A 26256-nucleotide genomic window follows, 5' to 3' on the forward strand; every position below is an offset into this window, starting at 1 on the left:
CTTGACTCTCCAAAGCGATTGACCGCGCTGGCGGCACTGAATGCGACCAAGCCTTTGCGGGAAAATTCATAAAAGCAGCGGTATTAAGGGGCCGGCACCTGAACACTTTGCAAAGCCGCCACCGACCCAACTGCGTGCAACGTCAATACAACCTGCAGCAGGGGTATGGACGGCACAGCCCGGCGTGCCGTCACATCACCGGGCAGCCTTAAACGCTGCGCACAGCCTCCATAAAAGCGTGAATTTTTGCCGCGTCTTTAATGCCCTTGGCTGACTCAACTCCACCGCTGATATCAACGGCAAAGGGGCGCACCTGCCCAATAGCCTGAGCCACATTGGCAGCGGTAAGGCCACCCGCCAAGATAACCGGCTTACTCAATTGCGCCGGCACCAATGACCAGTCAAATGCCTCCCCAGTACCGCCGGGAATACCTGGCACAAAGGTATCGAGTAACACGCCACGCGCATTGGCATACCGGGCGACCTGCGCCGCGATGTCATCACCCGGTTTGACCCGCAACGCTTTGATGTAGGGACGGCCGTAGTGATCGCACTCATCCGGCGTTTCGTCACCATGAAACTGCAGCAGATCCAAGGGTACAGCGTCGAGAATTTCGCCCAGCTCACAACGACTGGCGTCAACAAACAGCCCTACGCTGGTCACAAAGGGCGGCAGTGCCGCGATAATTTCTCTGGCCTGCTGCACAGACACGGCGCGGGGACTTTTTGCGTAAAAAACCAGGCCAATCGCGTCCGCACCTGCCTCAGCTGCAGCCAGGGCATCCTCTACGCGGGTAATACCGCAAATCTTGCTGCGAACGACTGCCAACAGGATGACCTCAACAAATACGAAGAATGCCGGATGCTAGAGGTTGAAGACGTGTCGATGCAAGTCGCACAGCCTTTAAAGCCAGTGCTTAGCAACCGAACCTCAGGTTTTGGCCGCCACATCAGGCAAACCGGACAAAAAGTGCGGCCCAAGATAACGTTTGGGCAGATCAAACTCGTCGGGATAATCCACCTGCACCAGGTACAAGCCATAAGGATGCGCAGTTACTCCACCGGTACGCCGCACGCGGGTTTCCAGCACCTCTTGCGCCCATTCAACCGGGCGCTCACCGGCACCGATGGTCATCAGTACGCCGGCAAGATTGCGCACCATGTGATGCAAAAAGGCATTGGCGCGAATATCCAGCACAATAAAACGACCGTGCTGCAATAACTCCAGATGGTGCACCGTCTTGATCGGCGATTTGGCTTGGCATTGGCGGGCGCGGAACGCGCTGAAGTCGTGAGTACCGATAAAGCACTGCGCCGCCTGGCGCATCCGCTCAATATCAAGCGGCCGGTGATTCCAGGTGACTTCTTCGGCCATGTGCGCGGGACGAATCTGATCGTTGTAAATCACATACCGATAGCGCCGCGCTTGAGCGCAGAAACGCGCATCAAAATGTGCCGGCATCGACTTGGCCCAGGTCACGCTGATATCGCCGGGTAGGTTCATATTCGCGCCCATCACCCAGGCATGCATGGAGCGATCAACCAGGGTATTGAAATGCACGACCTGAGCACTGGCATGCACCAAGGCATCGGTGCGTCCCGCGCAACTCAGGGTTACCGGAACGCCGCCTGCAACTTTGGCTAGGGCTTTTTCCAGCGATTCCTGAACAGACGGCACGCCCGCACGCTGACGCTGAAAACCGCGATACCGCGAACCCTTGTACTCAACACCCAAGGCTATCTTGAAAACGCCAACGGCAGCCGATTCGGCTGCCGCTGTAGTGAGACCATCAGACATGTATCAAACCAGTTTAGCGATCAGCTCTCGCGCTTCCTGTTGCTGACCGTCGTTACCTTCGGTGATGACTTCATCGAGAATATCGCGGGCACCTTCTGTGTCCCCCATGTCGATGTAGGCGCGAGCCAGATCAAGCTTGGTGGCTGTTTCATCAGTACCCGACAGGAAGTCGAAGTCATCGTCATTATCCAGCGCCGCCGAGGCAGTTGAGGAAGCAGCCGGCATATCAAAGCCCATTGGCTGATCCAAATCTTCAGTCAGCAGATCCAACTCGGCAGTCACCTCATCCAGTTGCGCGGCAAAGCTATCGCTGGACGGCTGCGCTGGTGTTTCTTCACCCAGAGACAGATCAAAATCAGCCGAGAGATCAAAATCACCAGCAGGTTCATCCGCAGGGAGATCAAAAGAAGCATCTGCAATGGCAGGTGCCGCAACAGGCTCATCATCCAAACTCAGCAGGAAATCATCTTCAGCCGCCTCAGCAGGCTTGGCTGGCGTATCAAGATCAAGACTGAAGTCCGCCAGATCACTGCCCATGTCCAGACTGTCGCTAGCGCTGTTGTCCAAGGCAAGGTCGAAGTCCAAATCATCACCTTTGGGCTCGGCTTGCTCAACGGGGGAACTGAAATCGAGGTCATCCAGAGAGAGCTCATTGAGATCAGAACCGGCATGAGTGCCAGCGGCTGCTTGCAGGTCACGATCCATTTCGGACTCAAGGTCGTCCAGGCTCAGGTCAAATGCATCATCCTGATCACCCGTGACGGCCTTTGGAGCAGGATCATCAAGCGTCAAATCATCCAGACTGAAGCTGTCGAAGTTATCTTCGGCAACCGCTGCGCCAGCAATGCCTGCCACTGCTGCTACGGCCATGGCAGGGTACTTGGCTTTGATCATATCGACTTCAGCAGCGCTGCCGCCGATTTCACGCAGTTCGCTGTCCTGGCGGGCGAAACCATTGCGATCACCCATCTCAGCATGCACTTCCATCAATTTGAGACGCAGATCGCTGCGCTGAGGCTCCTCATTGATAGCAGTCTGCAAAAGCTCAGCGGCCTGAGGGAAACGCCCATAGGCGATATAAATATCCGCTTCACCCAACGCGTCACCGGTTTGCGCGGTAACACGCTCCTCGGTTTGCGCAGCGGCGGGCTGATCGTTCAGGTCATCGTTGAGTTCGGCAAAGCTGTCGTCCGGCAAGTCTAAGGCATCGCCCAAGCTCGACTCACGATCTTCAGCGGCCAGGCTTTCTTGCAGTTCAGCTTCTTTCATCGCATTGCGACGCGAAAGCATCATCAGCGCAACCAACAGCACCAGCAAAGCACCGCCGCCTGCCACTCCCAGCAACATTGGGTTAGCCATCAGGTCATCAAGAGCACTTGTTTCAGGCTGTGGCTCAACAGCAGCGGGGGCAGCTTCAATAGCCGGGGCAACCGGAACCGGCTCGGCAGCCACCACCGGCGCAGGCTCTTCTGCAGCTACAGCAGGCGTTTCAGGCTGTGCGGCGGGCTCTTCGCTGTAATTGAAATCTGTTTCGGTCGGTTTTTCCGGCTCAACGACCGGGGCAACCGGGGCGACGTCTGCTGGTGCCTGCTCGGCAGCAGGCTCAGCAGGGGCAACCGAAGGTTCTACAGCCGCCGGGGCTTCAGGCGCGGCGACAGGTGCAACTGCTTTTCCTTGCGCAGCAAGGTCGGCTTGCAGCTTGGCCATTTGATCGTCTTTGAGCTGAATCAAGCGCTGCAGTTTGTCGAGTTGGCTCTGCAGGTCGGTCATGCGGCCTTTCAGCTCATCATTTTCACGACGACTGGAGTCCAGGCTCTCCTGCGTCACAGCGAGCTTGTCGTTCAGCGCTTTACTGTCAGCCGCACCTTTATCACTGCCTGCCGTGGCCTTGCCGGCATCAGTAGCAACCAGTTTGAGGTTGTCAGCAGGGGCAACAGTCGTAGGGGTCGCTGCTGCGCTGGTTCGCTTGGTGGCATCCAACTGACGAGCGCTTGCGGCTACGCTGCGACCTTCACGCCAGGCGGCATTCTGCTCCGCCACTTGAGCCAGTGCTTCGCCCTGCGCACGCTTCGTGATTTGTTGCTCATCCGGCAGGCGCAAAACCTGGCCACTTTTAAGGCGATTGATGTTGCCGCCGATGAACGCTTCGGGGTTAAGGTCCTGAATCGCCAACATGGTTTGATGAACGCTGCCACCGGCACGCGCACGCAGGGCAATTTCCCAAAGCGTGTCATTGGCGGTGGTCTTGTACTCATTGCCTTGCAGGGCCGGTGCGGCTGCGGCTGCCGGTGCAGCGGGCGCAACCGGACGCGGCGTCGGGGCAGCTACTGCAGCAGGGCGCGGAGCAGGTGTAGGTGCGGGCGTTTGAATACGAGGCGCGGGGGCTGCAACTGGCAGCTGAGCCGACGCAGGTATAACGCTTTGCGGGGTGTAAAGCGGCGGGTCCAGCAGTACGGTGTATTCACGCAATAAACGGCCATTAGGCCAGAGCACTTCCACCAGGAAATTCAGGTAGGGCTCACGCATGGGTTTGGTAGACGTAACCCGGATGACGCTTTTGCCATTGGGTTTGAGCATCGGAGTGAACTTGAGGTCAGTTAAGAAGAACTGACGTTCCACACCGGCTTTGGTAAACGCTTCGGGGCTTGCGAGAGTAGGAATAACCTCATTGGAAGCCAGATCACGCACTTCCAGCAATTCGATTTCCGCGACCAGCGGCTGATTGAGCGCCGACTGTAGAGTCACCTCACCCAGTCCCAGCGCGTGCGCCATACCGGATGACAGCGCCGAAGCAGCTGCAATTGCCAGCACCAGTTTGCGAACCCGAACCATAGCGTTATCCCTTGTTTTATCTTTTTTTCTCGACCAGCGAGAGGGTCTTGGAAATTGCCGCTTGCACCACCCGAAGGTGTAGCCCCATTCAGCAATCAACTCAGCCAGTATTGCCAAGCTCGAAAGATTCTTCAAATTTCTTGGTAAGTATCTTTTACAGATAGTGTTTTATCAACAACTCGGCCAATTGCACAGCATTCAGCGCCGCGCCTTTTCGCACATTATCAGACGTAATCCACAAATTGAGTTCGGCTGGGTCGGTTAACCCGGCACGAACCCGACCGACATAGATCACATCCTGCCCCACCGCATCACCGACAGCGGTTGGAAAATCATCCAATTCCACCAATTCAAGGGCGGGGGCCGTATCCAAGGACGCATAAACGGCTTTCAGATCAATACTCGCCTCGGTTTGCAATGAAACACTCAGGCTATCGCCAAAAAAAACTGGGGCCTGGATGCAAGTCACTGCAACGGGTAGATCGGGTAATGCCATCAACTGCTTAATGTCATCGGCAATCTGTCGCTCAAGCGCGCTGTGACCTTCAGCATCCGTTTGCTCAACCTGGGCCAGCAAATTAAACGCCATCTGCCGATCAAATAAACGCGGCTCGAGCGCGCGGGCATTGAGCAACTCAGCCGTTTGCCGGGCCAATTCTGCAACGGCCTCACGGCCACGACTGGATACCGCCAAGCAGGCAGTAACTGTCATGCGTTGTATACGGATGTGCGCAGGTAAGGCTGTCAGCACAGCCGACAGAGCAACCGCGCAAGCGCTTGGACTGGTTAGCAGGTAAGGCGCTTTCATCGCGGCCACAGCTTGCGGGTTGACCTCGGGCACCACGCGCGGCGCTTGCGCGGCAGTCAGTCCGCCGGCCAAATCAATCACCGCGCAGCCCGCAGCACCGGCCAAAGCAGCGTACTTCTGCGTCACCTTGCTGCCAGCAGCGAAGAAAACCAGGCGCACGCTGGAAAAATCGAACGTTTCCAAGTCGCGAACCCGCAGACTTTTGCCTTTAAAAGACAGCGCACGCCCGGCCGACTCACCACTGGCCAGCAGATGCACGGTAGCAACTGGAAACTCACGCTCTTCCAATAACTGCACCAAGGCTTCGCCAACGCTACCAGTGGCGCCGATTACGGCAATGTCGAAGGTACGGGTCATGACAGGACTTCAAGGCAAATTGGCCGAGCACTGTATAGCCGGACCTTGCAAATGCAAAGAAGCGGGATGGTGTGCATTCGATTTAACTCGAAAACCCACCTCCCGCTTCTTATTGATCGCGTCAGTTGCGCGGTCTTAACGCCCTACTAGCGCTCCAGCAGAATCCGCAACATACGGCGCAATGGTTCAGCCGCACCCCACAGCAGTTGGTCGCCCACGGTAAACGCACCGAGGTACTGCGAGCCCATGTTGAGCTTGCGCAGGCGACCGACCGGCACACTCAAGGTGCCCGTTACGGCGGTCGGGCCGAGATCGCGGATGCTGGCTTCGCGCTGGTTTGGCACCAGTTTGACCCAAGGGTTGTGCTGGCTGATCAAGCTTTCGATGTCTGCCATCGGCACGTCTTTGTTCAGCTTGATGGTCAGCGCCTGGCTGTGGCAACGCATAGCACCGATGCGCACGCACAGGCCATCGACCGGGATCGGGTTCTTGAAACGACCGAGAATCTTGTTGGTTTCGGCCTGCCCTTTCCACTCTTCACGGCTCTGCCCGTTCGGCAGTTCCTTGTCGATGTAGGGGATCAGGCTGCCCGCCAGCGGCACGCCGAAGTTATCCACCGGGAAGGACTCACCACGCATGGCTTCGGCCACTTTACGGTCGATATCCAGAATCGCGCTGGCAGGATCAGCCAGTTCATCAGCCACGGAGGCGTTGATCGCACCCATCTGCTTGATCAGCTCACGCATGTTTTGTGCGCCAGCGCCGGATGCCGCCTGATAGGTCATGGCGCTCATCCACTCAACCAGACCGGCTTCATACAAGCCGCCCAACGCCATCAGCATCAGGCTGACAGTGCAGTTACCGCCGATGTAGTTCTTGGTGCCAGCATCCAACTGCTGGTCGATCACTTTGCGGTTGACCGGGTCAAGCACGATCACCGAGTCATCAGCCATGCGCAGGCTAGAAGCCGCGTCGATCCAATAGCCCTGCCAACCGGCTTCGCGCAGCTTGGGGAACACTTCGCTGGTGTAGTCGCCGCCTTGGCAGGTCAGGATCACATCAAGACTTTTCAGCTCATCAATGTTGTAGGCGTCCTTCAAAGGCGCCGTTTCCTTGCCAATCGCCGGGCCATGGCCGCCGACATTGGAGGTGGTAAAGAACACCGGTTCGATCAAGTCGAAATCCTGCTCTTCCAGCATGCGCTGCATCAGCACGGAACCCACCATGCCACGCCAACCGATCAGACCTACACGTTTCATAACCACTACACCTATATAAGCTGACCGCCGAAGACCGTCCGGCGGGCCAGGAAGATTACAGACTGCGCAGCGCGGAGACCACCGCATCGCCCATCGCGACCGTACCGACCTTGGTCGTACCGGCACTGTAGATATCGCCTGTACGCAGGCCTTGATCGAGCACCTTGCTCACCGCCAGTTCGATGGCGTCCGCAGCAGCCACTTGGCTAAAGCTGTAACGCAGCATCATCGACACGGACAAAATGGTCGCCAACGGGTTGGCAATGCCCTGCCCGGCGATATCCGGCGCACTGCCGTGACACGGCTCGTACATGCCCTTGTTGTTGGCATCCAAGGATGCCGACGGCAGCATGCCAATGGAACCGGTCAGCATCGAAGCTTCATCGGACAAAATGTCACCAAACATGTTGTCGGTGACCATCACGTCGAACTGCTTGGGCGCACGTACCAGTTGCATGGCGGCGTTGTCGACGTACATGTGGCTGAGTTCGACGTCTGGGTAATCCTTGGCCACTTCAATCACGACGGCGCGCCAGAGTTGGCTGGAGGCCAGCACATTGGCTTTGTCCACCGAGCAGAGCTTCTTGCCGCGCACGCGAGCCATGTCAAAGCCGACACGGGCGATCCGGCGGATTTCGCTCTCGCTGTACGGCAGAGTGTCATAGGCCATGCGCTCGCCATTCTCCAGCACCTTGCTCTCGCGCGGCTGGCCGAAATAGATGCCGCCGGTCAACTCACGGACGATGAGAATGTCCAGGCCCGCGACGATTTCCGGCTTCAAGCTTGAGGCATCGGCCAGTTGCGGATAGAGGATCGCCGGACGAAGGTTGCCGAACAGGCCCAGTTGCGAACGGATTTTCAGCAGACCGCGCTCAGGACGGATGGCAGGGTCGATGGTGTCCCACTTCGGGCCACCGACAGCGCCCAACAGAATGGCGTCAGCCGCTTTAGCACGCGCCAGCGTTTCGTCAGCCAACGGCACACCGTAACGGTCGATAGCCGCGCCACCGAGATCATCGAAGCTCAGCTCAAAACCCAGGCTGTACTTGTCGTTGGCCAGCTCCAGCACCTTGACCGCTTCGGCCATGATTTCCGGACCGATACCGTCGCCGGGGAGAATCAGAATATGTTTGGACATGCTTTTCTCAACTCATTAAATCGGCGAGTGATGGATGCACTCGCCCGTTGATTACTTGATGGCACCGAACAGCCAGGGGCTGCGCTGCTGATAGGTGCTTTCAAAGGTTTTGATGGCATCGCTGTCCTGCAAGGTCAGGCCGATATCGTCCAGACCATTGAGCAGGCAGTGCTTGCGGAAGGCGTCGACCTCAAAGCTGTACTGCACGCCATCTGGACGAGTCACGGTTTGCGCCGCCAAATCAACGGTCAACTGGTAGCCAACGTTGGCCTCAGCCTGCTGGAACAGCACGTCTACTTCTTCCTCTTTGAGGATGATCGGCAGCAGACCGTTCTTGAAGCTGTTGTTGAAGAAGATATCGGCAAAACTCGGTGCGATGATGGCGCGAAAGCCGTATTCCTCAAGTGCCCAGGGCGCGTGCTCGCGCGATGAGCCGCAACCGAAGTTCTCCCGTGCCAGCAGCACGCTAGCCCCTTGGTAGCGCGCAAAGTTCAGCACAAAATCCTGATTGACCGGGCGCGTGGAGTTGTCTTGGTTCGGCTGACCGACATCGTGGTAGCGCCACTCATCGAACAGGTTCGGACCGAAGCCCGTACGCTTGATCGACTTCAAGAACTGCTTGGGGATGATCTGGTCGGTGTCGACGTTGGCGCGATCAAGCGGAGCAACCAGGCCGGTGTGTTGGGTAAAGGCTTTCATCTATGTAGTCCTCAGGCCTGGATCAATTCACGCACATCGATAAAGCGACCGGTCACTGCTGCCGCAGCCGCCATCGCTGGGCTGACCAGGTGCGTACGTCCACCAGCACCTTGACGGCCTTCGAAGTTACGGTTGGAGGTCGAGGCGCAATGCTCGCCATTGCCGAGTTTGTCCGGGTTCATCGCCAGGCACATGGAGCAGCCCGGTTCGCGCCATTCAAAACCGGCCTCGATAAAGATCTTGTCCAACCCTTCCTGCTCAGCTTGCGCCTTGACCAGACCGGAGCCCGGTACCACCAGCGCCTGCTTGATGGTGCTGGCAACTTTGCGGCCTTTGGCCACCTCGGCGGCGGCGCGCAGGTCTTCGATGCGCGAGTTGGTGCATGAGCCGATAAACACGCGATCAAGCTGAATATCGGTAATCGCCTGATTAGCCTGCAGCCCCATGTATTTCAGCGCGCGGATGATCGAATCTTTCTTCACCGGGTCGCTTTCAGCAGCCGGGTCCGGGACATTCTGGTCCACAGCCAAGACCATTTCCGGCGAGGTGCCCCAGCTGACTTGCGGCTTGATGTCTTCCGCTTTCAGTGTGACCACGGTGTCGAACACCGCATCGGCGTCGGAAACCAAGTCCTGCCACTGCGCCACGGCGGCGTCCCAATCGGCACCTTTGGGCGCAAACGGGCGGCCTTCAACATAAGCAATGGTCTTCTCATCCACCGCCACCAGGCCCACACGAGCGCCAGCTTCGATAGACATGTTGCAGATGGTCATGCGCCCTTCCAGCGACAAGTCGCGGATTGCACTGCCTGCGAATTCCAGAGCGTGACCGTTACCGCCTGCGGTGCCGATTCGGCCGATTACGGCGAGCACGATGTCTTTGGCGGTGACGCCAAACGGCAGCTTGCCCTCGACCAACACCTGCATGTTCTTCATCTTCTTGGCCACCAGGCACTGGGTTGCCAGTACATGCTCGACCTCGGAAGTGCCGATGCCGTGGGCCAATGCGCCGAATGCGCCGTGGGTGGAGGTGTGGGAGTCGCCGCACACCACGGTCATGCCCGGCAAGGTAGCGCCCTGCTCCGGGCCGACCACGTGGACGATGCCCTGGCGCACGTCGTTCATCTTGAATTCGAGGATGCCGAAGGCATCGCAGTTTTCATCCAGGGTTTGCACCTGAATACGCGACACTTCATCAGCAATGGCTTCCAGACCGCCCTGGCGTTCAGCCTTGGTGGTCGGCACGTTGTGATCCGGGGTAGCGATGTTGGCGTCGATGCGCCATGGCTTGCGGTTTGCCAGACGCAGCCCTTCGAAGGCCTGAGGCGAGGTCACTTCATGGAGGATATGACGGTCGATGTAGATCAGCGATGAACCATCATCACGGCGCTTCACCTCGTGCATGTCCCAGAGCTTGTCGTACAACGTTTTGCCGGCCATCAGCGGATCCCTCATCAGCGTCTTTCTATGCCTGGGCGAATAGCCCTTTGGCTTATGTGACAATCCTATGGACTTGAATGAAATTACTCAAATTCATATTTTTTATTCGAAAGATTCCTTAGCGGAATAGCGCTACTCTGCGAACACTGAGCCGCCAGAATGCTTCGCCATTCTTATGCGCCTTTATGGCTATTACTTGGAGTCCGTGCGTTATGGATCTCGCTACCCTCAATGCGTTTATCGCCATCGCCGAGCTGGGCAGCTTTTCAGAAGCGGCAGAGCGCCTGCACTTGACGCAACCGGCCGTGAGCAAGCGCATCGCCAGCCTGGAACAACAACTGAGTGTGCGCCTGTTTGACCGCCTTGGCCGTGAGGTCAGCCTGACCGAGGCAGGTCGCGCCCTGCTGCCGCGTGCATATCAAATTCTCAATGTGCTTGATGACACGCGCCGCGCGCTGACCAATCTCAATGGCGAGATATGCGGTCGCCTGACACTCGCCACCAGCCATCACATCGGCCTGCATCGCCTGCCGCCCTTGCTGCGTGCCTTTACCCGCGCCCACCCGCAAGTGGCCTTGGACATTCAGTTTCTTGACTCTGAAGTGGCCTACGAAGAAGTGCTGCACGGCCGCGCTGAACTGGCCGTGATCACCCTCGCCCCGGAAACCCGCGAACCCGTGCATGCGGTGGCGGTATGGGATGACCCGTTGGACTTTGTAGCGGCGCCCGAGCACCCGCTGGCCCGCAATCAAGCCATCACCCTGGCCGATGTGGCCCATCATCCAGCCGTGTTTCCAGGCGGCAATACCTTTACTCATCATATTGTGCGACGCCTGTTCGAAGCCCAGGGGCTAACGCCCAACATCGCCATGAGCACCAACTACCTGGAAACCATCAAGATGATGGTGTCTATCGGCCTGGCTTGGAGCGTTCTGCCGCGCACCATGCTTGATGAACAAGTGGCGCGCTTGCCACTGCCAGGCATTCAACTGACGCGCCAACTCGGCTACATCAGCCACACCGAACGCACCTTATCCAACGCTGCGCGAGCCTTTATGAATCTGCTCGACGCCCAGCGCGATGACCTTGCGCAGGTCAGCGCGAAGCAGCTAACGTGAGCTGATAACGATAAGAAAGGTTTCTGCATGACTCAGCCCAAACGCTTAGCCAACGCCCACGGAAGCCACGCCCACAAAGGAGCGCTTGGCCGTGGCCAAACACTCTGATCGCCGTCCGCCATTGCCATTTATCTCGGCCTTGGACCCTGCCGAGTTTGAAAGCACCTGGAATGATGCCCCCAGGCTGCTGCGCGCCCTTAACGCTGCCAAACTGGGCACCTGGTATTGGGACATTGAAAGCGGGCGGGTCAGTTGGTCACGCGGCGCACAGGCGCTGTTTGGTCTTGACCCAAAGCAACCGCTGCGCGAGCAGGTCAATTACATCGATTTAATCCCCGAGGAAGACCGCGACGAGGTCGTCCGCCTGTTCGAATTGATGCTCAGCGGTACGCCCACCAATCGCGCCTATCGACATCGTATTCGCTGGCCTGATGGCAGCCTGCACTGGCTGGAAATCAGCGGCAGCCTGCAACAAGACGCCGATGGCAAACAACGCGTCATGGGCGTCATTCGTGATGTCAGCAGCCAACAAGCTCGCGAGCAAGCACTGCGCAGCAGTGAAGAAAAGTTTGCCCAGGCATTTAATTACAGCCCGGATGCCGTGGTCATTACCGACAAGGTCAGCGGCCGTTTTATCGAAATCAATGCTGGTTTTGAGCGCCAATTCGGCTGGAGCAGCGAGCAGACCCTGGGCCGCACCTCCATGGAGCTGGGCATCTGGGCGTGCGCGGAAGATCGCCAGCGCATGATTGATGCGCTCAACAACAACGCATTAAACGGCCTTGAAGTTGCGCTTTATCACCGCGACGGCAGCATTTGTTACAACCAGTTGTTTGGCGGTGAAATCACCCTGGCCGGGCATGTCTGTCTGGTGTTATCGCTGCGCGACATTACTGTGCAACGCCAACAAGAACAGGCTCTGCGTGATAGCCAAGAGCGCCTTGACCTGGCTCTGGATTCAGCTGATCTGGGCACTTGGGACTGGCACATCCCCAGCAACATGCTCTTCGGCTCCGCACGCGCGTCCAAACTGCATGGCTTAAATGAAGCGCCGTTTCACGATGATTTCCGCCAGTTTTTCAGCTGCGTGCCCATGGCGGATCGGCATGCCATGCGCAAACGGTATCAGCAGTTGGCGCAGGGCTTGTGTGCGGACTATCAAGTCACCTACCGGGCGATTTATCTGGACGGTGAGGTGCACTACCTGGAGAGCACCGCCAAACTCTATCGCGATGCTCAAGGTCAACCCCTGCGCATGGCAGGCATTTTGATCGACATCAGCGAGCGCGTGCGCCGCGAACAAAGCCTCGCCGCCTCGGAAGCCAAGTTTTCCAGCCTGTTCCAAGCCAGCCCAGACCCCGTCGCGCTCACCACCCTGCCCGACGGCTTTGCCATGGAGATCAATACAAGCTTCAGCCAGATTTTTGGCTGGCAACCGCACGAGGTGGTGGGCCGCAAAATGGTCGACCTCAACCTGTGGGCCGATTTAAGCCAACGCACATCGCTCTATGAGAAACTCGAACGCGAGCAGACACTGGACAACGAGGTGGTCAACTTTCTCGACAAACAGGGGCGGCTGATCACCTGCGTGGTTTCATCTCGGCCCATCACGCTCAATGATCAGCGCTGCATACTCACCATCTTCCGCGACATCAGTGAACGGCAGAAAGCCCAAGCCATGCTGCAGGCCAGTCAGGAAAAGTTTGCCCTGGCCTTCCACTCAAGCCCCGACGCCATCACCATTACTGAACGCGACACCGGACGCTACATTGAGGTCAATGATGGCTTTTATAGGCTCACTGGCTACCTCCCGGAGGAGGTTATTGGCCGCAGCTCAAAGGATTTGAATGTCTGGGCTGACCTGGCTGAACGCGAACAGATGATTGAGCGGCTCAAACGCGACGGCCATGTGTACCACATGGAAATGCGCGGCAAACACCGCGATGGTCGCATCAAGCTGGTGGAGGTATCCGTTGAGTCGATCGCCCTCAACAACGTTCCCTGCCTGCTGCTGACCGCGCGCGACATCAGCGCCCTGAAGGATGCCCAGGCGCAGGTGCAACACCTAGCCTAGCACGACTCACTGACTAACCTGCCTAACCGGGCGCTCTTGCTTGATCGCCTCACACAACAGATCGCCTTGCTCAAACGCCATGATTTGCGGGGCGCGTTGATGTTTATCGATCTCGATCACTTCAAACACATCAACGACTCCCTGGGTCATCCCGTTGGCGATGCCGTGCTCAAGTTGGTCACCGCCCGCCTGCAATCGAGCGTGCGTCTGGAAGACACTGTGGCGCGCCTGGGTGGCGACGAGTTTGTTGTGCTGATTTCGGGCCTTGAGGGTAAACGCTCGGCCGTGGTCAGCCAGGTACGCAACGTGGCAGAAAAACTGCGCCAGGTATTGGCCGAGCCGATGCTGCTTGAGGGTCATCAACTGCAGGTAACGCCCAGTATTGGCATTGCCTTGATTCCTGATCACGGCGACACGCCCTCCGACTTGCTCAAACGGGCCGATATCGCCCTGTATCGCGCCAAGGATGCCGGTCGCAACAGTATTCGCCTGTTTCGCAACACCATGCAAAAAGCCGCCAGCGAACGCCTGCGCCTGGAAAATGACCTGCGTCTGGCCCAAGCGCGTGGCGAATTCGAACTGCACTTCCAGCCACAGGTCGATGCCCGCAATAACCAGATCATCGGTGCCGAAGCGTTGCTGCGCTGGATACACCCCACTCAAGGCGCACAGTCACCGGCACTGTTTATTCACATCCTGGAAGAAAGCGGCCTGATTCTCGAAGTCGGCGGCTGGGTATTGGCCGAGGCATGCCACGCGTGCGCCGAATTCCTGCGCAAAGGGCTGGTTACCGAACATCAATTCAGCCTGTGCGTAAACATCAGTCCGCGGCAATTTCGCCAGCACGATCTGGTCGAGCGTGTGGAAACCAGCTTGGCCAACAGCGGCCTGCCCGCGCACATGCTCAAGCTGGAAATCACCGAAGGCATCGTGATTCAGAATATCGACGACACCATCGCCAAGATGAATCGCCTCAAGCGCCTTGGCGTAAGTTTTGCCATGGACGACTTTGGCACAGGCTACAGCTCATTGACCTACCTCAAGCGCTTGCCCGTGGATGTGCTGAAGATTGATCAGTCGTTTGTACGCGACGCCACGCATGACGCCAACGATGCCGAAATCATCCGCGCCATCGTCGCCATGGCACGCAGCCTGGGGCTGGACATGATTGCCGAGGGCGTTGAGCAAATTGATCAACTTGATTTCCTCCAGCAACAGGGCTGCTTCCTCTATCAGGGTTATCTGTTCAGCAAACCCGTGGCGCTGGAGCAGTTCCAGCAAATGCTTAACGACAACCGCTTACCCATGTCGCTATAGAGGCGATGCCGAATTAACCGCTACAGGTTTGAGACTCTTGCAACACGCCCTGCGCCTAGGGCATGTCGCGAGTTGCTTAACGCCTGTTAAGCACTCGCCTGCTCGGCAGCCTCAGCTTGACTGAAGTGCACGCCCAGCAGTGCATCAATACGCAGGCAATCGCTTTCGCGGCGCAGCAGATTGAACAACTCGGTCGCCTCGGGATAGCTGCGGGTCAGCATCGCCAGCCATTGTTTGAGTCGTCCCGGTGCATAGCGTGGCGACATCTTGCGCCGCGCCTGCAACCAAAAATCAGCCAGCAGCGGTTGCAGTTCAGCCCAGCTCATGGGCACCACGTCCTGCCCAGCTCTGGTGGCCGCGATTTGCCGGGCCAGGTCCGGGCGCGCCACCAGGCCACGACCGAGCATAATGTCTTCAACCCCACTGACCTCGCGGCAACGCCGCCAGTCGTCCAAGGTCCAGATCTCGCCGTTGGCGAATACCGGCACCTTGACCGCCTCCTGCACCCGCGCCACCCATTCCCAATGCGCCGGCGGTTTGTAGCCTTCGACCTTGGTGCGCGCGTGCACCACAATCTGCGCGGCGCCGCCATCAGCCAGTGCCTGAGCACACTCCATGGCATCGTCCTTGTGGTCGAAGCCCAAACGCATTTTTGCGGTTACTGGAATGGCGGCCGGCACCGCGCGACGCACTTCACGCACAATGGTATGGAGCAACTCGGGCTCCTTGAGCAGCACCGCGCCGCCACGGGATTTATTTACCGTTTTGGCGGGGCAGCCAAAGTTGAGGTCGATCACTGGGGCGCCGAGGGTGCAGGCAAAGGCGGCGTTGTCGGCAAGGCAGGCGGGATCTGAGCCGAGGAACTGCACGCGAAGCGGCGTGCCAGCGGCTGTTCGCGCGCCACTGAACAATTCAGGCGCGAGCTTCTCGTAGCTGCTGACGGGCAACACACGCTCGGTCACACGAATAAATTCCGTCACGCACCAGTCGATACCACCCACCTGGGTGAGCACATCGCGGAGGATTTCGTCGACCAACCCCTCCATCGGGGCCAGGGCGATTTGCATAGACACTCTCTTCAATAACCTGCAACGCACACAACCGGAACAGACCCTAAGCGCCGGACAGAAAAACGCCGCGTAGTGTACGCGGCGCGGATATTCAGCGCGCAGGCATTAGCCAGACGGCGCGTTAGAGTGCACCAGGCAAAGCAGCCCCGTAGCCTTCAACAAATTCGACCGGCATGCGCTTGGGTTTGCCCGTCGACAGTTCGATGCAGACAAAGGTGGTTTTCGCCCGCAGCAGGGTTAGACCGTCTTCCGGACGGATCAGCTGAAAACGTCGATCCATTTTCAGGCGTTGGTCCGACTCGACAATCCAGGTAGCCATTTGCAGGTGCTGGTCTTCATAGGCGCTGGCCAAGTAGTCGATTTCGTGACGCAGCACGGCCATGGCCCGATTCAGGCGGCGGTACTCGGCCAGATCCAACCCCAAATATTGTGAATGCCGCCAAGCGCAACGTTCGAGCCAGCTGACATAGACCGCGTTGTTGGCGTGTCCGAGGCCATCGATATCGTCTGCCGTCACCTCAATATCGATGACAAATGGATTACTCAAATCCCAACTCATCAGGATTGCTCCAGACGGCTAACCAGCGCACGCGCTTCAGCGGCCAGTTGAGTGATCTGATCCCAGGCGCGAGCACGCACCAAGTTACTCGGCGCTATCCAGGTGCCACCGACACAAGCCACGTTGGGCAAGCGCAGGAAGCTCAGCAGATTGTCCGGGGTCACTCCGCCAGTGGGGCAGAAACGGATGCCCGTGAACGGCCCCTTAAAGCTTTTGAGCATCTTGATACTGGTGGCACCGTTAGCCGGAAACAGCTTCAGCGAGCGATAGCCATACTCCAGCGCCAGCAGCACTTCGGAGGGCGTCATAACACCCGGCAAGTAAGGCAGGCCAGAGGCTTCCGCCGCCGCCGCGAGGCGTTCGGTGCAACCCGGGCTAACCGCAAATTGTGCACCCGCCTCCCGCGCTTCCTGGAACTGTTCGGCATGAATCAAGGTGCCAGCGCCCACCAGCAGGTCTGGCAATTCCTTGCGCATAGCCGCCAGGGCATCCAACGCGCCGGGAGTGCGTAGCGTCACCTCCAGCACACGAATGCCCCCGGCGTGCAGCGCACGGGCCAGGTCCACCGCGAGGCTGATATCGTCGATCACCAACACCGGCAACACCGGGCGGGCCTGTTGCAGCACCATATCCATCGTCAGGCTCATGCCTTGCTCCCCGCTCTCAAGATTCAATCGTTGCCGTCATTCTTCAAACAGGCTACTGGCGCCCTGCTCCGCCGAGCCAACCAGGCGGCGTTGGCCGGCGAACATAGCCAGCCCGTAGCCCACCTCCAGTGGCGCACTGGCCATGCTCAGCGCGCGCGCAGCCAACTGCTGGTCGTCAAGCTCCACCCGCAGCACCCCTTGCTGCGCATCCAGCACCAGCCAATCGCCTTCCTCAATCCGTGCCAACGGCCCACCTGCTTCCGCCTCTGGCGTCAGGTGCAGGACGCACAACACCTGGCCAGACGCTCCGGACATGCGCCCATCCGTGATCAAGGCGACGCGTTGACCGGCCTGCTGCAGATTGGCCAACAGCGGCATCAGTTTATGCAGTTCAGGCATGCCATTGGCTTGTGGGCCTTGGAAGCGCACCACCAGCACCAGGTCACCGTTCAACTCACCGGCGCTGTATGCCGCCTGCACCGCAGCCTCAGAGTCAAAGATGCGCGCCTGGGCACGAATGCTCCAGAAAGCCGGATCCACCGCCGAGGTTTTCGCCACCGCGCGGCCCAAGTTGCCTTCGAGCAGAACCAGGCCGCCTTCTTCGGCAAAGGGCTCTTCGGCTGGCCGCAGAATATCAAACGCAGGGCTCTGCAGCGGCAGTTCACGCCAGGCCAGCGCATCGTCTTGCAACCAGGGTTCACGGGTGTAAGCACGCAAGCCTTGGCCGGCGACAGTGGCAACATCCTCGTGCAGCAACCCGGCATCCAACAATTCACGAAACAGCCATGCTGGACCACCCGCGGCCTGAAACTGATTCACATCCGCTGCGCCATTGGGGTAAACCCGCGCCAGTAAAGGCACCACGCGCGACAGCGCAGCGAAGTCATCCCAGTTCAGTTCATACCCAGCCGCACGGGCAATGGCAGGTAAATGCAGGGTATGGTTGGTGGAGCCGCCACTGGCCAGCAGTGCCACCACAGCGTTGATCAGCGCCCGCGCATCAATCTGTTGGCCAACCGGCAGGTAGCGCTCGCCCTGACGACTGTTGCTGGCCACCCGGCGCGCGGCCTCATCGGTCAGGGCATCACGCAGCGGCGTAAAGGGATGCACAAAAGCACTGCCCGGCACATGCAGGCCCATGACCTCCATCAACAATTGATTGGTGTTGGCGGTGCCGTAAAAGGTGCAGGTGCCCGCCTGATGATAGGCGGCCAATTCAGCAGTCAACAGTTCTTCACGACTGGCTTCACCACGGGCATAGCGTTGGCGAATGGCGGCTTTTTCCTTATTGGGCAGGCCAGACTGCATCGGGCCTGCGGGCACAAAAACCGCCGGTAAATGACCAAAGTGCAGCGCACCAATCAGCAACCCCGGCACGATCTTGTCGCACACACCCAAGTAAAGCGCGCCATCAAAAATACCGTGGGTCAGGCCAATCGCGGCGGCTTGGGCAATCAGGTCACGGGAAAACAGCGAGAGCTGCATGCCCGCCTCGCCCTGAGTGATGCCATCGCACATCGCTGGCACCCCTGCCGCAAACTGAGCGGTCGCACCTACCCTGGCCAGGGCCACTTTCAACCGTTCTGGGTAATCCCTGAGCGGCGCATGGGCAGAGAGCAAGTCGTTGTAACTGGAGATGATCGCGATATGCGGCGAGCCGCCTTGCTTCATGATCAAACGGGCATCAACGGGTTGCGCCGCCAACGCATGGGCCAAATTGGAGCAGCCCAGCGACTGCCGTGAGGAGCGGCCAGCGGCTTCTTGCAGGCGCTGCAAGTACCGCGTGCGACGAACCATCGAACGCTGCTCCAATGCAGCGGTGACCTGCTCAACAATCGGATGCAGCATAGCGGCTAGCCTTTTCATCAAGGTGTGGGGGTGCAGTGTAACGGCTTAGCGCCGCTTACAGCCCTGACTATCACGCACAGCAAAGCGCCCCTCAAGGTGCCCAGTAAATATTCACCGGTCGAGGACTGCGCTGCAGCCAGGCATACAGCGGCAATTCACGCGCCCCGGCTTGGTCTTTTTGTACCGCCTCTATTAAATCGCGCTTATTTGCGCCAAACGCTAACAGCCCCAACCACTGTCCACGCTGCAACATGGCCAGGTTTAATGACAGGCGTTCGCGGGGTTCCTGCGGGGCCAGGGCTGGCAGGCCCGCAGGCCTAGCATCTGGATCAAGCGCTGCCTCTATGCCCGGCATGCCGGGAAACAACGAAGCAATATGGCCATCATCGCCCATGCCCAACAGCACCGCGCTAAACGGCGGCCACTGCAGCAATTGCGCCCCCCAGTTCTGCGCAGCCTGGGTTTGCGTCAGCCCCTGGCGCGGGTCTAGACAGGTCGTCAACGGCAGGCCATCACTGAGCAAGCGCCAGTTGCTGTGCGCGGCATGAGCTGGCACCCAGCGTTCATCACTCGGCGTTACATCCACTCGCGCATTGTCCAGCCCCTGCGCCAGCAGCGGCAATAACGCCTGCGGGCTGCTGCCGCCCGGCAGTACCAAGCCTGCCCGTGGCCGTTCAAGCAACGTGGCGTTAACCTGCGCCAGCAAGTCATTCGCCAGCGCGTGAAGACAAAGATCACGTTGCGTGAAGCAATGCAGCATATTTTGGTTCATAAGCAACTCTGGCTTAGCTATCGGTATGTCATAAGGCAACGTCATAATGCACGCCGGTTGTTTTTTGCCAACGCCCTATCATGGAAAGATTGCTTTGATTGCGCTGCTGCGAGCCTGCCTTCTGCTCTTGCTGCCCGGACTGGTGCAGGCCACCAGCTTGTCGCTGGTTGAGGGTCATACGCCCTTGCTGGCTGGCCCGGCTCTGTATGTTTGGGAAGATCCGCAAGGACAAGCGGATATCGACAGCGTACGTCAGCTGCCACAATCCGCCTGGCAGCCCGTGGCGCGGCGCGATGCCAGCTTTGGCTACAGCACCCACGCCTATTGGCTGCGCCTAAGCCTGCACAACCCAGCCGACCAACCGATTAACTGGGTGCTGCTGATTGGCAACCCACTACTCGACTCGCTGGACGCCTATGGACTGGACGGTGAGCGCGTTTATCAAGCAGGTGATCAACGCCCATTCGAGCAACGCTGGGTCGATCATCGCCAGTTGGTTTTGCCCTTTACTTTGGCGGCCGGTGAAGAGCGCGAGCTGATCCTGCGCATGCAAACCGATGGCTCGGCGAATTTGAGCGCCAGCCTGATGAGTGCCAAGGCGTTCAACCATCACGAGCAAAGCACCCTGCTGCTACAAGGCCTGTTTTTCGGCGCACTGCTGGTGATGATGATCTACAACCTGTCGATCTTCATCATCACGCGCGACCGCAATTACCTGTGGTACAGCCTGTTTGTTGCCAGTTTCAGCCTGTATCAATTCATCCAGCTCGGCTTTGCCTTGCAGTGGCTGTGGCCGCAATCGCCGATCTGGCATCAGATGAGCTTCCCCTTTAGCTCTGCGCTAGCGACCCTCTTTGGCATCCTCTTCGCCCACGGCCTCCTCGACCTTAAGTCACAGCACCCAGCCTACAGTTGGATCACTCGCGCCCTAATTGCCTGCAGCCTGCTGGTGATGGGACTGGCCTTATCAGCGCCCTATCTGATTGCCCTGATCGGCAGTTTTGTACTGTTGGTTGCCTGCGCGCTGGTTGGCGGCGTCTTTATTGCGCTGCGCTGGCACGACGGCTACCAACCGGCCAAATTGTTTGCATTGGGCTGGTCGGCATTGATCATCGCCAGCCTGTTTAGCGTCGTCAGCGGCACAGGGCTGATCGCCAACTCCCTACTCACTCTGCACGCCCAGCAAATCGGCAGTCTGCTTGAGATGGTGATTTTCTCGCTCGCCCTTGGTGTACGCATCCGTCAAAGCCAACGCGCCGAACAGCTGGCCCAAGCCCAGTTGCTCGCCAACGAGCAGCAACTGCGCCACGAACAAGCAAAAAGCCTGAAATTGCAGCATGAAATTAACGAGAGCTTGGAAACGCGTGTGCAAGAACGTACGGCATCTTTGCAGGCGGCCCTGCACGAACTTTCTGCCGCAAACCAGAAACTCGCCGAGCTAAACCGGCACGATGGCCTAACCGGCTTGCTCAATCGTCAAGTGCTTGATGACGGCCTGGAACGCATGCTCGCTCAGGCCAAACGCAGCGGACGCCCCATTGCGGTATTGATGATGGATCTGGACCATTTCAAGAGAGTCAACGATGAATACGGCCACCTCGTCGGCGATGCATGCCTGCAACATGCAGCCCGCCGCATGCAGCAACGCATGCGCCGTAACGACCTGCTAGTGCGTTTTGGCGGTGAGGAATTTGCGGCAGCGCTTTCCGATACCGATTTGTTCGGCGCAATCGACTTGGCCGAACAGCTGCGTCAGGACTTGGCCAGCACGCCATGCATTCACCTGGGACTGAACATCTCACTGAGCCTGAGCATTGGCGTCTATTCAGTGATTCCTGGCCCCGACTGTGAACGCGAACACCTACTGCGTCACGCCGACAACGCACTATACCGCGCCAAGGCAAATGGTCGTAATCGCGTCGCCACGCACGAGCCAGGACTCTTGGGCAACGCCTGAGCCCGCCCAAACAACCATTCGCTAGACGCTCGCGATGGGTTCATCTGCGCGTTCCAGGCACGCCAAAGTGCAGCGCAAACGGCGCTTCTGCGGAAGTATTGGTAGCCCAGAAAAACAAAAGGGCCATTCAATAATGAATGACCCTTCAAAATCCCGCATAGCAGGCAAAAATGGCGTCCCCTAGGGGACTCGAACCCCTGTTACCGCCGTGAAAGGGCGGTGTCCTAGGCCACTAGACGAAGGGGACGAAACCTTCGAAGAACAAGGCCAGCTGATGCTGGCCCCGTGGCAGTTCTTACATCTGCAAAATTGGTGGAGATAAACGGGATCGAACCGTTGACCTCTTGCATGCCATGCAAGCGCTCTCCCAGCTGAGCTATACCCCCAGATTTATCGCCTCTCGGCTCACAGTCCAAACCAGCACTGCTTTTTGAAACTGGCGTCCCCTAGGGGACTCGAACCCCTGTTACCGCCGTGAAAGGGCGGTGTCCTAGGCCACTAGACGAAGGGGACGTAACCCTTCTACAACCAACCAGCTTCAAGAGCTGATTGTGGCAAGCCTTACGGCTTTGAAGATGGTGGAGATAAACGGGATCGAACCGTTGACCTCTTGCATGCCATGCAAGCGCTCTCCCAGCTGAGCTATACCCCCATCGCAAGGACGGGGCGCATGTTAAGAGCACGCCCCACACCTGTCAACAAAATTTTTAGCTGGAACTGCATTCTTTATGCTGACAGAACAACCACTTACCCCATCCAGACCAAGCCGAACAACCGCCGGACGGGGCGCACAGCGGATTAGGCGATAGCAGCCAGCAGCTTCTCCCACTCCTTATTTTCTTTCTTTGAAACACCACCCAGCAACTCAATGGCTTGGCGCAGACGGAAGCGAGTCAGATCCGGACCAAGGATCTGCATGGCATCGAGCACCGACACAGAACTGGCTTGCCCGGTGATGGCGGCGAACATCAGCGGCATGGCGTCACGCAGCTTCAACTCCAGGTGCTCGACCACAGCCTGAATGCAGGCGGTGATGCTGTCCTTTTCCCACTGGCGCAGCGCCTCAAGCTTCCACAGGATCAACTGCATCACTTGGCGCACCTGATCGGCGCTGAGCTTCTTACTCTCGAAGAGTTTGGTGTCCAGAACCAGTCCGCCGGCAAAGAAGAAGCTGGCCAAGGGCGCAATCTGGCTGAAGGTTTCAACGCGACCCTGCACGTGCGGAGCGATCTGCATCAGGTAATCGCTATTGAATGCCCACTTCTGCGCGCCAGCAGCAAATTCCTCGACACTCAGCTCACGCATCCATTGACCGTTAAGCCAAGAGAGTTTCTCCAGATCGAAAATCGGTCCACCGAGGGAAACCCTGTTGATGTCGAAGTGTTCAACCATCTCGTCGAGACTGAACTTCTCTCGCTCATCTGGCATCGACCAGCCCATACGGCCGAGGTAGTTGAGCATGGCCTGGGGCAGGAAGCCCATGCGCTCGTAGAAGGTGATCGAGGTTGGGTTCTTGCGCTTGGACAGTTTGCTCTTGTCCGGGTTGCGCAGCAGCGGCATGTAGCACAGCTGCGGCTTGTCCCAGCCGAAGTATTCGTACAGCAAAATAAGTTTGGGGGCCGACGGCAGCCATTCTTCGCCGCGCAGGACGTGGGTGATGCCCATCAGGTGGTCATCGACGACGTTGGCCAGGAAGTAGGTCGGCAGGCCATCGGTCTTCATCAGCACCTGCATGTCCATGCGATCCCACGGGATCTCCACTTCGCCACGCAGCATGTCCGGCACCACGCATATACCTTCGGTCGGCACCTTCATGCGCACCACATTCGGCTCGCCTGCTGCCAAACGCTGCTGCACATTCTCTGCGGACAGATGCATGCAGTGACCGTCATAGCGCGGGGTCTGCTTGGCTTCCATCTGTTCAGCGCGCAGCTTGTCCAGCCGTTCGGCGCTACAGAAGCAGTGGAAGGCATGACCCTTATCGACCAGTTCGGCGCTGTACTTCTGGTAGATATGACCACGCTCGCTCTGCCGATACGGGCCGTGCGGGCCGCCGACGTCCGGCCCTTCGCTCCATTCGATGCCCAGCCAGCGCAGGGCGTCGTATATTTGCTGCTCCGACTCACGGGTCGAGCGCACTTGATCGGTGTCTTCAATGCGCAGAATAAATTCGCCGCCGTGCTGACGCGCAAAGCACAGGTTGAACAAGGCAATGTAGGCAGTGCCTACATGTGGATCGCCTGTAGGCGACGGCGCAATACGGGTGCGAACGGTAGTCATGGCAGCTCTCTAACAGGCAAAGCGGATTAAATCGAGGCGGCGATATTAACAGGCTGGTAGCCGTCGGCTCCAGCAAGCCTGCCGCACCTTTGCGCGAGGGGCTTTAGCAGGCCGCTAAAAACCCGTCACCCTGTCGCGGCTAAAGCCCCTCCCACATTCGACGACTCAGACCTGCAACAGACGATCACGCAGCTTCTGGATTTCGTCTCGCAGTTGCGCGGCAGCCTCAAACTCCAGATCGCGAGCCAGGGCATACATCTTCTCTTCGAGCTGACGAATGCGCTTAGTAATCTCACTGGGTGAGCGCAGTTCGTTTTCATAACGCGCACTCTCTTCTGCGGCTTGGGCCATGCCTTTGCGCTTCTTGCTACGCGCACCCGGCACAACAGCACCCTCGAGAATATCCTTAACATCTTTGAATACGCCTTTGGGTGTGATGCCATTGGCTAGGTTGAAGGCAATTTGCTTATCGCGCCGCCGCTCAGTTTCGCCAATAGCCCGCTCCATCGAGCCCGTCATGCGGTCGGCATAGAGAATCGCCCGACCGTTAAGGTTACGTGCCGCACGACCAATGGTCTGAATCAACGAGCGTTCGCTGCGCAAAAAACCTTCTTTATCCGCATCAAGAATCGCCACAAGCGATACTTCAGGCATATCCAAGCCTTCGCGCAACAAGTTGATGCCCACCAGCACATCAAACGCACCGATGCGCAGATCGCGGATGATCTCGACCCGCTCCACGGTGTCGATATCCGAGTGCAGGTAGCGCACCTTGACGCCATGATCCGCCAGGTAATCGGTCAAATCCTCGGACATACGTTTTGTAAGGGTGGTGACCAGCACACGCTCCTCAAGGGCCACACGCTTGTGGATTTCAGAGAGCAAATCATCCACCTGAGTCAACGCGGGCCGCACTTCAATTTGCGGGTCGACCAGCCCCGTCGGGCGCACCACTTGCTCGATCACCCGCCCGGCATGCTCGGCTTCATAGTTACCCGGCGTGGCCGAAACAAAGATGGTTTGCGGACTGGCCGCTTCCCATTCTTCAAACTTCATCGGCCGGTTATCCAGCGCTGAAGGCAAGCGAAAACCGTACTCCACCAGCGTTTCCTTACGCGAGCGATCGCCCTTGTACATGGCACCGACCTGCGGCACCGACACGTGCGACTCGTCGATCACCAGCAATGCTTGATCCGGCAGGTAGTCGTACAGCGTCGGTGGCGGCTCGCCGGAATCACGCCCGGAGAGATAGCGCGAGTAGTTTTCGATGCCGTTGCAGTAACCCAGCTCTAAGATCATCTCCAGATCAAAACGGGTGCGCTGCTCCAAGCGCTGAGCCTCGACCAGCTTGTTGTTGCTGCGCAGGTACTCCAGCCGCTCGGCCAGCTCAACCTTAATCTTCTCAACAGCCTCCAGCAGCACTTCACGCGGGGTAACGTAGTGACTCTTGGGGTAGAAGGTGAAGCGCGGCAGCTTGCGGATCACCTCCCCGGTCAGGGGATCGAAGGCCGAGATGTTTTCTACCTCGTCGTCAAACAGCTCAAGACGAATGGCTTCCAAATCCGATTCGGCCGGGAAAATATCGATCACATCACCGCGTACACGGAAGGTTGCGCGGGCAAAATCCATGTCATTGCGGGTGTATTGCAAGTCGGCCAAGCGACGCAGCAAAGCCCGCTGATCCATCTTGTCGCCGCGATCAACGTGCAACACCATTTTCAGGTACGACTCAGGGCTGCCCAGGCCGTAGATGCACGACACGGTAGTGACGATAATGGCGTCCGGCCGCTCCAGCAGCGCCTTGGTCGCTGAAAGGCGCATCTGCTCGATATGGTCGTTGATCGAGGCGTCCTTCTCGATAAAGGTATCGGAAGACGGCACATAGGCTTCCGGCTGGTAGTAGTCGTAATAGGAAACGAAGTACTCCACCGCGTTGTTCGGGAAGAAACTCTTGAACTCACCGTACAGCTGCGCTGCGAGCGTTTTGTTGGGCGCCAGAACCAAGGTTGGCCGCTGAATTTGTGCAATCACGTTGGCGATGGAAAAAGTCTTACCCGAGCCCGTCACACCCAGCAATGTCTGGTGCGAAAGGCCGGCCTCAAGCCCCTCAACCATCTGCCGAATAGCCTCGGGCTGATCGCCGGCCGGCTGAAAACGTGTAACCAATTGAAACTCGGACATGGCAAACCTCGACGAGCGGTTGTGACGCGACTTCAAAGCCTACGTCATAACCGGTGAAAAGCATGTGCCCGCTGTCGCGGCACAAGTTATGCGTCGGTATACT

At 58.3% G+C, this 26256-nt stretch carries 17 protein-coding genes, 4 tRNA genes and 1 pseudogene; 3 read left to right on the plus strand and 19 right to left on the minus strand.

All coding sequences use genetic code 11. From position 1 onward, the window contains the following. Positions 1-208: 208 nt before the first annotated feature. The 8 genes from AUK77_RS09725 to leuC all read right to left on the minus strand — a co-directional run bounded on the left by AUK77_RS09725 (position 209) and on the right by leuC (position 10330). Positions 209-829 carry a phosphoribosylanthranilate isomerase gene (locus AUK77_RS09725; RefSeq protein ID WP_296128867.1) on the minus strand — a complete coding sequence of 207 codons (621 nt, stop codon included), beginning with the start codon at positions 827-829 and terminating at the stop codon, positions 209-211. Positions 830-931: 102 nt separating this feature from the next. Continuing rightward, the gene (gene truA / locus AUK77_RS09730) at positions 932-1798 is read right to left on the minus strand and encodes a tRNA pseudouridine(38-40) synthase TruA (RefSeq protein ID WP_296128870.1); all 867 of its coding nucleotides are present in this window, start codon (positions 1796-1798) and stop codon (positions 932-934) included. 3 nt (positions 1799-1801) lie between these two features. Then, positions 1802-4630, minus strand: coding sequence for a FimV/HubP family polar landmark protein (locus AUK77_RS09735; RefSeq protein WP_296128873.1), 2829 nt, complete (start codon positions 4628-4630; stop codon positions 1802-1804). Positions 4631-4784: 154 nt separating this feature from the next. Next, positions 4785-5795 (minus strand): aspartate-semialdehyde dehydrogenase, encoded by a 1011-nt coding sequence (locus tag AUK77_RS09740; protein ID WP_296128875.1) that lies wholly within the window; start codon positions 5793-5795, stop codon positions 4785-4787. Positions 5796-5941: 146 nt separating this feature from the next. Next, positions 5942-7054: an aspartate-semialdehyde dehydrogenase gene (gene asd, locus AUK77_RS09745; RefSeq protein WP_296128878.1), complete on the minus strand. Its 1113-nt coding sequence runs from the start codon at positions 7052-7054 to the stop codon at positions 5942-5944. A 55-nt stretch (positions 7055-7109) separates the two neighbouring features. Continuing rightward, positions 7110-8192: a 3-isopropylmalate dehydrogenase gene (gene leuB, locus AUK77_RS09750; protein WP_296128881.1), complete on the minus strand. Its 1083-nt coding sequence runs from the start codon at positions 8190-8192 to the stop codon at positions 7110-7112. A 51-nt stretch (positions 8193-8243) separates the two neighbouring features. Further along, entirely contained in the window at positions 8244-8891 is a 648-nt protein-coding gene (gene leuD, locus AUK77_RS09755; RefSeq protein ID WP_296128884.1) for a 3-isopropylmalate dehydratase small subunit, read from the minus strand. A gap of 11 nt (positions 8892-8902) precedes the next feature. Beyond that, positions 8903-10330: a 3-isopropylmalate dehydratase large subunit gene (leuC, locus tag AUK77_RS09760; RefSeq protein WP_296128887.1), complete on the minus strand. Its 1428-nt coding sequence runs from the start codon at positions 10328-10330 to the stop codon at positions 8903-8905. A 212-nt stretch (positions 10331-10542) separates the two neighbouring features. Between leuC and AUK77_RS09765 the strand changes: the two genes are divergently transcribed. Both AUK77_RS09765 and AUK77_RS09770 read left to right on the plus strand, forming a co-directional pair. After that, a complete protein-coding gene (locus tag AUK77_RS09765; RefSeq protein ID WP_296128891.1) occupies positions 10543-11448 on the plus strand; it encodes a LysR family transcriptional regulator in 906 nt (301 codons plus the stop codon). A 91-nt stretch (positions 11449-11539) separates the two neighbouring features. After that, positions 11540-14839 (plus strand): annotated as a pseudogene (locus AUK77_RS09770) (PAS domain S-box protein). Positions 14840-14925: 86 nt separating this feature from the next. Here AUK77_RS09770 and AUK77_RS09775 read toward each other — a convergent pair. From AUK77_RS09775 to AUK77_RS09795, 5 genes are all read right to left on the minus strand, one after another. Further along, entirely contained in the window at positions 14926-15906 is a 981-nt protein-coding gene (locus AUK77_RS09775) for a tRNA-dihydrouridine synthase family protein (protein WP_296128893.1), read from the minus strand. A gap of 124 nt (positions 15907-16030) precedes the next feature. Further along, positions 16031-16468 (minus strand): thioesterase family protein, encoded by a 438-nt coding sequence (locus tag AUK77_RS09780; RefSeq protein ID WP_296128896.1) that lies wholly within the window; start codon positions 16466-16468, stop codon positions 16031-16033. Continuing rightward, complete coding sequence (locus AUK77_RS09785; protein WP_296128898.1) at positions 16468-17115, minus strand: bifunctional 4-hydroxy-2-oxoglutarate aldolase/2-dehydro-3-deoxy-phosphogluconate aldolase; 648 nt, start codon at positions 17113-17115, stop codon at positions 16468-16470. The genes AUK77_RS09780 and AUK77_RS09785 overlap by 1 nt, the downstream gene beginning before the upstream one ends. A gap of 36 nt (positions 17116-17151) precedes the next feature. After that, positions 17152-18960 (minus strand): phosphogluconate dehydratase, encoded by a 1809-nt coding sequence (gene edd, locus AUK77_RS09790; protein ID WP_296128928.1) that lies wholly within the window; start codon positions 18958-18960, stop codon positions 17152-17154. Between the two features lie 94 nt (positions 18961-19054). After that, entirely contained in the window at positions 19055-19735 is a 681-nt protein-coding gene (locus AUK77_RS09795) for a 6-phosphogluconolactonase (RefSeq protein WP_296128901.1), read from the minus strand. A gap of 94 nt (positions 19736-19829) precedes the next feature. Here AUK77_RS09795 and AUK77_RS09800 point away from each other — a divergent pair, with 94 nt between their 5' ends. Beyond that, positions 19830-21692 carry a diguanylate cyclase gene (locus AUK77_RS09800; protein ID WP_296128903.1) on the plus strand — a complete coding sequence of 621 codons (1863 nt, stop codon included), beginning with the start codon at positions 19830-19832 and terminating at the stop codon, positions 21690-21692. Between the two features lie 171 nt (positions 21693-21863). On the opposite strand, the gene AUK77_RS09805 is transcribed toward AUK77_RS09800, so the two are convergent. The 6 genes from AUK77_RS09805 to uvrB all read right to left on the minus strand — a co-directional run bounded on the left by AUK77_RS09805 (position 21864) and on the right by uvrB (position 26153). Further along, positions 21864-21939, minus strand: a tRNA-Glu gene (locus AUK77_RS09805). Positions 21940-22002: 63 nt separating this feature from the next. After that, a tRNA-Ala gene (locus AUK77_RS09810) sits at positions 22003-22078 on the minus strand. Between the two features lie 51 nt (positions 22079-22129). Further along, positions 22130-22205: transfer RNA gene (locus tag AUK77_RS09815), tRNA-Glu, on the minus strand. A 63-nt stretch (positions 22206-22268) separates the two neighbouring features. After that, a tRNA-Ala gene (locus AUK77_RS09820) sits at positions 22269-22344 on the minus strand. A gap of 146 nt (positions 22345-22490) precedes the next feature. Further along, the gene (gene gltX, locus AUK77_RS09825; protein WP_296128906.1) at positions 22491-23972 is read right to left on the minus strand and encodes a glutamate--tRNA ligase; all 1482 of its coding nucleotides are present in this window, start codon (positions 23970-23972) and stop codon (positions 22491-22493) included. 165 nt (positions 23973-24137) lie between these two features. Continuing rightward, positions 24138-26153 carry an excinuclease ABC subunit UvrB gene (gene uvrB, locus AUK77_RS09830; RefSeq protein ID WP_296128909.1) on the minus strand — a complete coding sequence of 672 codons (2016 nt, stop codon included), beginning with the start codon at positions 26151-26153 and terminating at the stop codon, positions 24138-24140. Between the last annotated feature and the right edge of the window lie 103 nt (positions 26154-26256).

The organism is Pseudomonas sp. Ga0074129 (genome assembly GCA_001465025.1).
Taxonomy (GTDB): Bacteria; Pseudomonadota; Gammaproteobacteria; order Pseudomonadales; family Pseudomonadaceae; genus Aquipseudomonas.

Coding starts and splice junctions, on each gene's coding strand:
- asd (WP_296128878.1), bottom strand. CDS start 7,054: ATGAAACGTGTAGGTCTGATCGGTTGGCGTGGCATGGTGGGTTCCGTG.
- truA (WP_296128870.1), bottom strand. CDS start 1,798: ATGTCTGATGGTCTCACTACAGCGGCAGCCGAATCGGCTGCCGTTGGC.
- gltX (WP_296128906.1), bottom strand. CDS start 23,972: ATGACTACCGTTCGCACCCGTATTGCGCCGTCGCCTACAGGCGATCCA.
- AUK77_RS09795 (WP_296128901.1), bottom strand. CDS start 19,735: ATGAACCAAAATATGCTGCATTGCTTCACGCAACGTGATCTTTGTCTT.
- leuD (WP_296128884.1), bottom strand. CDS start 8,891: ATGAAAGCCTTTACCCAACACACCGGCCTGGTTGCTCCGCTTGATCGC.
- AUK77_RS09785 (WP_296128898.1), bottom strand. CDS start 17,115: ATGAGCCTGACGATGGATATGGTGCTGCAACAGGCCCGCCCGGTGTTG.
- AUK77_RS09780 (WP_296128896.1), bottom strand. CDS start 16,468: ATGAGTTGGGATTTGAGTAATCCATTTGTCATCGATATTGAGGTGACG.
- AUK77_RS09765 (WP_296128891.1), top strand. CDS start 10,543: ATGGATCTCGCTACCCTCAATGCGTTTATCGCCATCGCCGAGCTGGGC.
- AUK77_RS09740 (WP_296128875.1), bottom strand. CDS start 5,795: ATGACCCGTACCTTCGACATTGCCGTAATCGGCGCCACTGGTAGCGTT.
- leuC (WP_296128887.1), bottom strand. CDS start 10,330: ATGGCCGGCAAAACGTTGTACGACAAGCTCTGGGACATGCACGAGGTG.
- leuB (WP_296128881.1), bottom strand. CDS start 8,192: ATGTCCAAACATATTCTGATTCTCCCCGGCGACGGTATCGGTCCGGAA.
- AUK77_RS09735 (WP_296128873.1), bottom strand. CDS start 4,630: ATGGTTCGGGTTCGCAAACTGGTGCTGGCAATTGCAGCTGCTTCGGCG.
- uvrB (WP_296128909.1), bottom strand. CDS start 26,153: ATGTCCGAGTTTCAATTGGTTACACGTTTTCAGCCGGCCGGCGATCAG.
- AUK77_RS09775 (WP_296128893.1), bottom strand. CDS start 15,906: ATGCAAATCGCCCTGGCCCCGATGGAGGGGTTGGTCGACGAAATCCTC.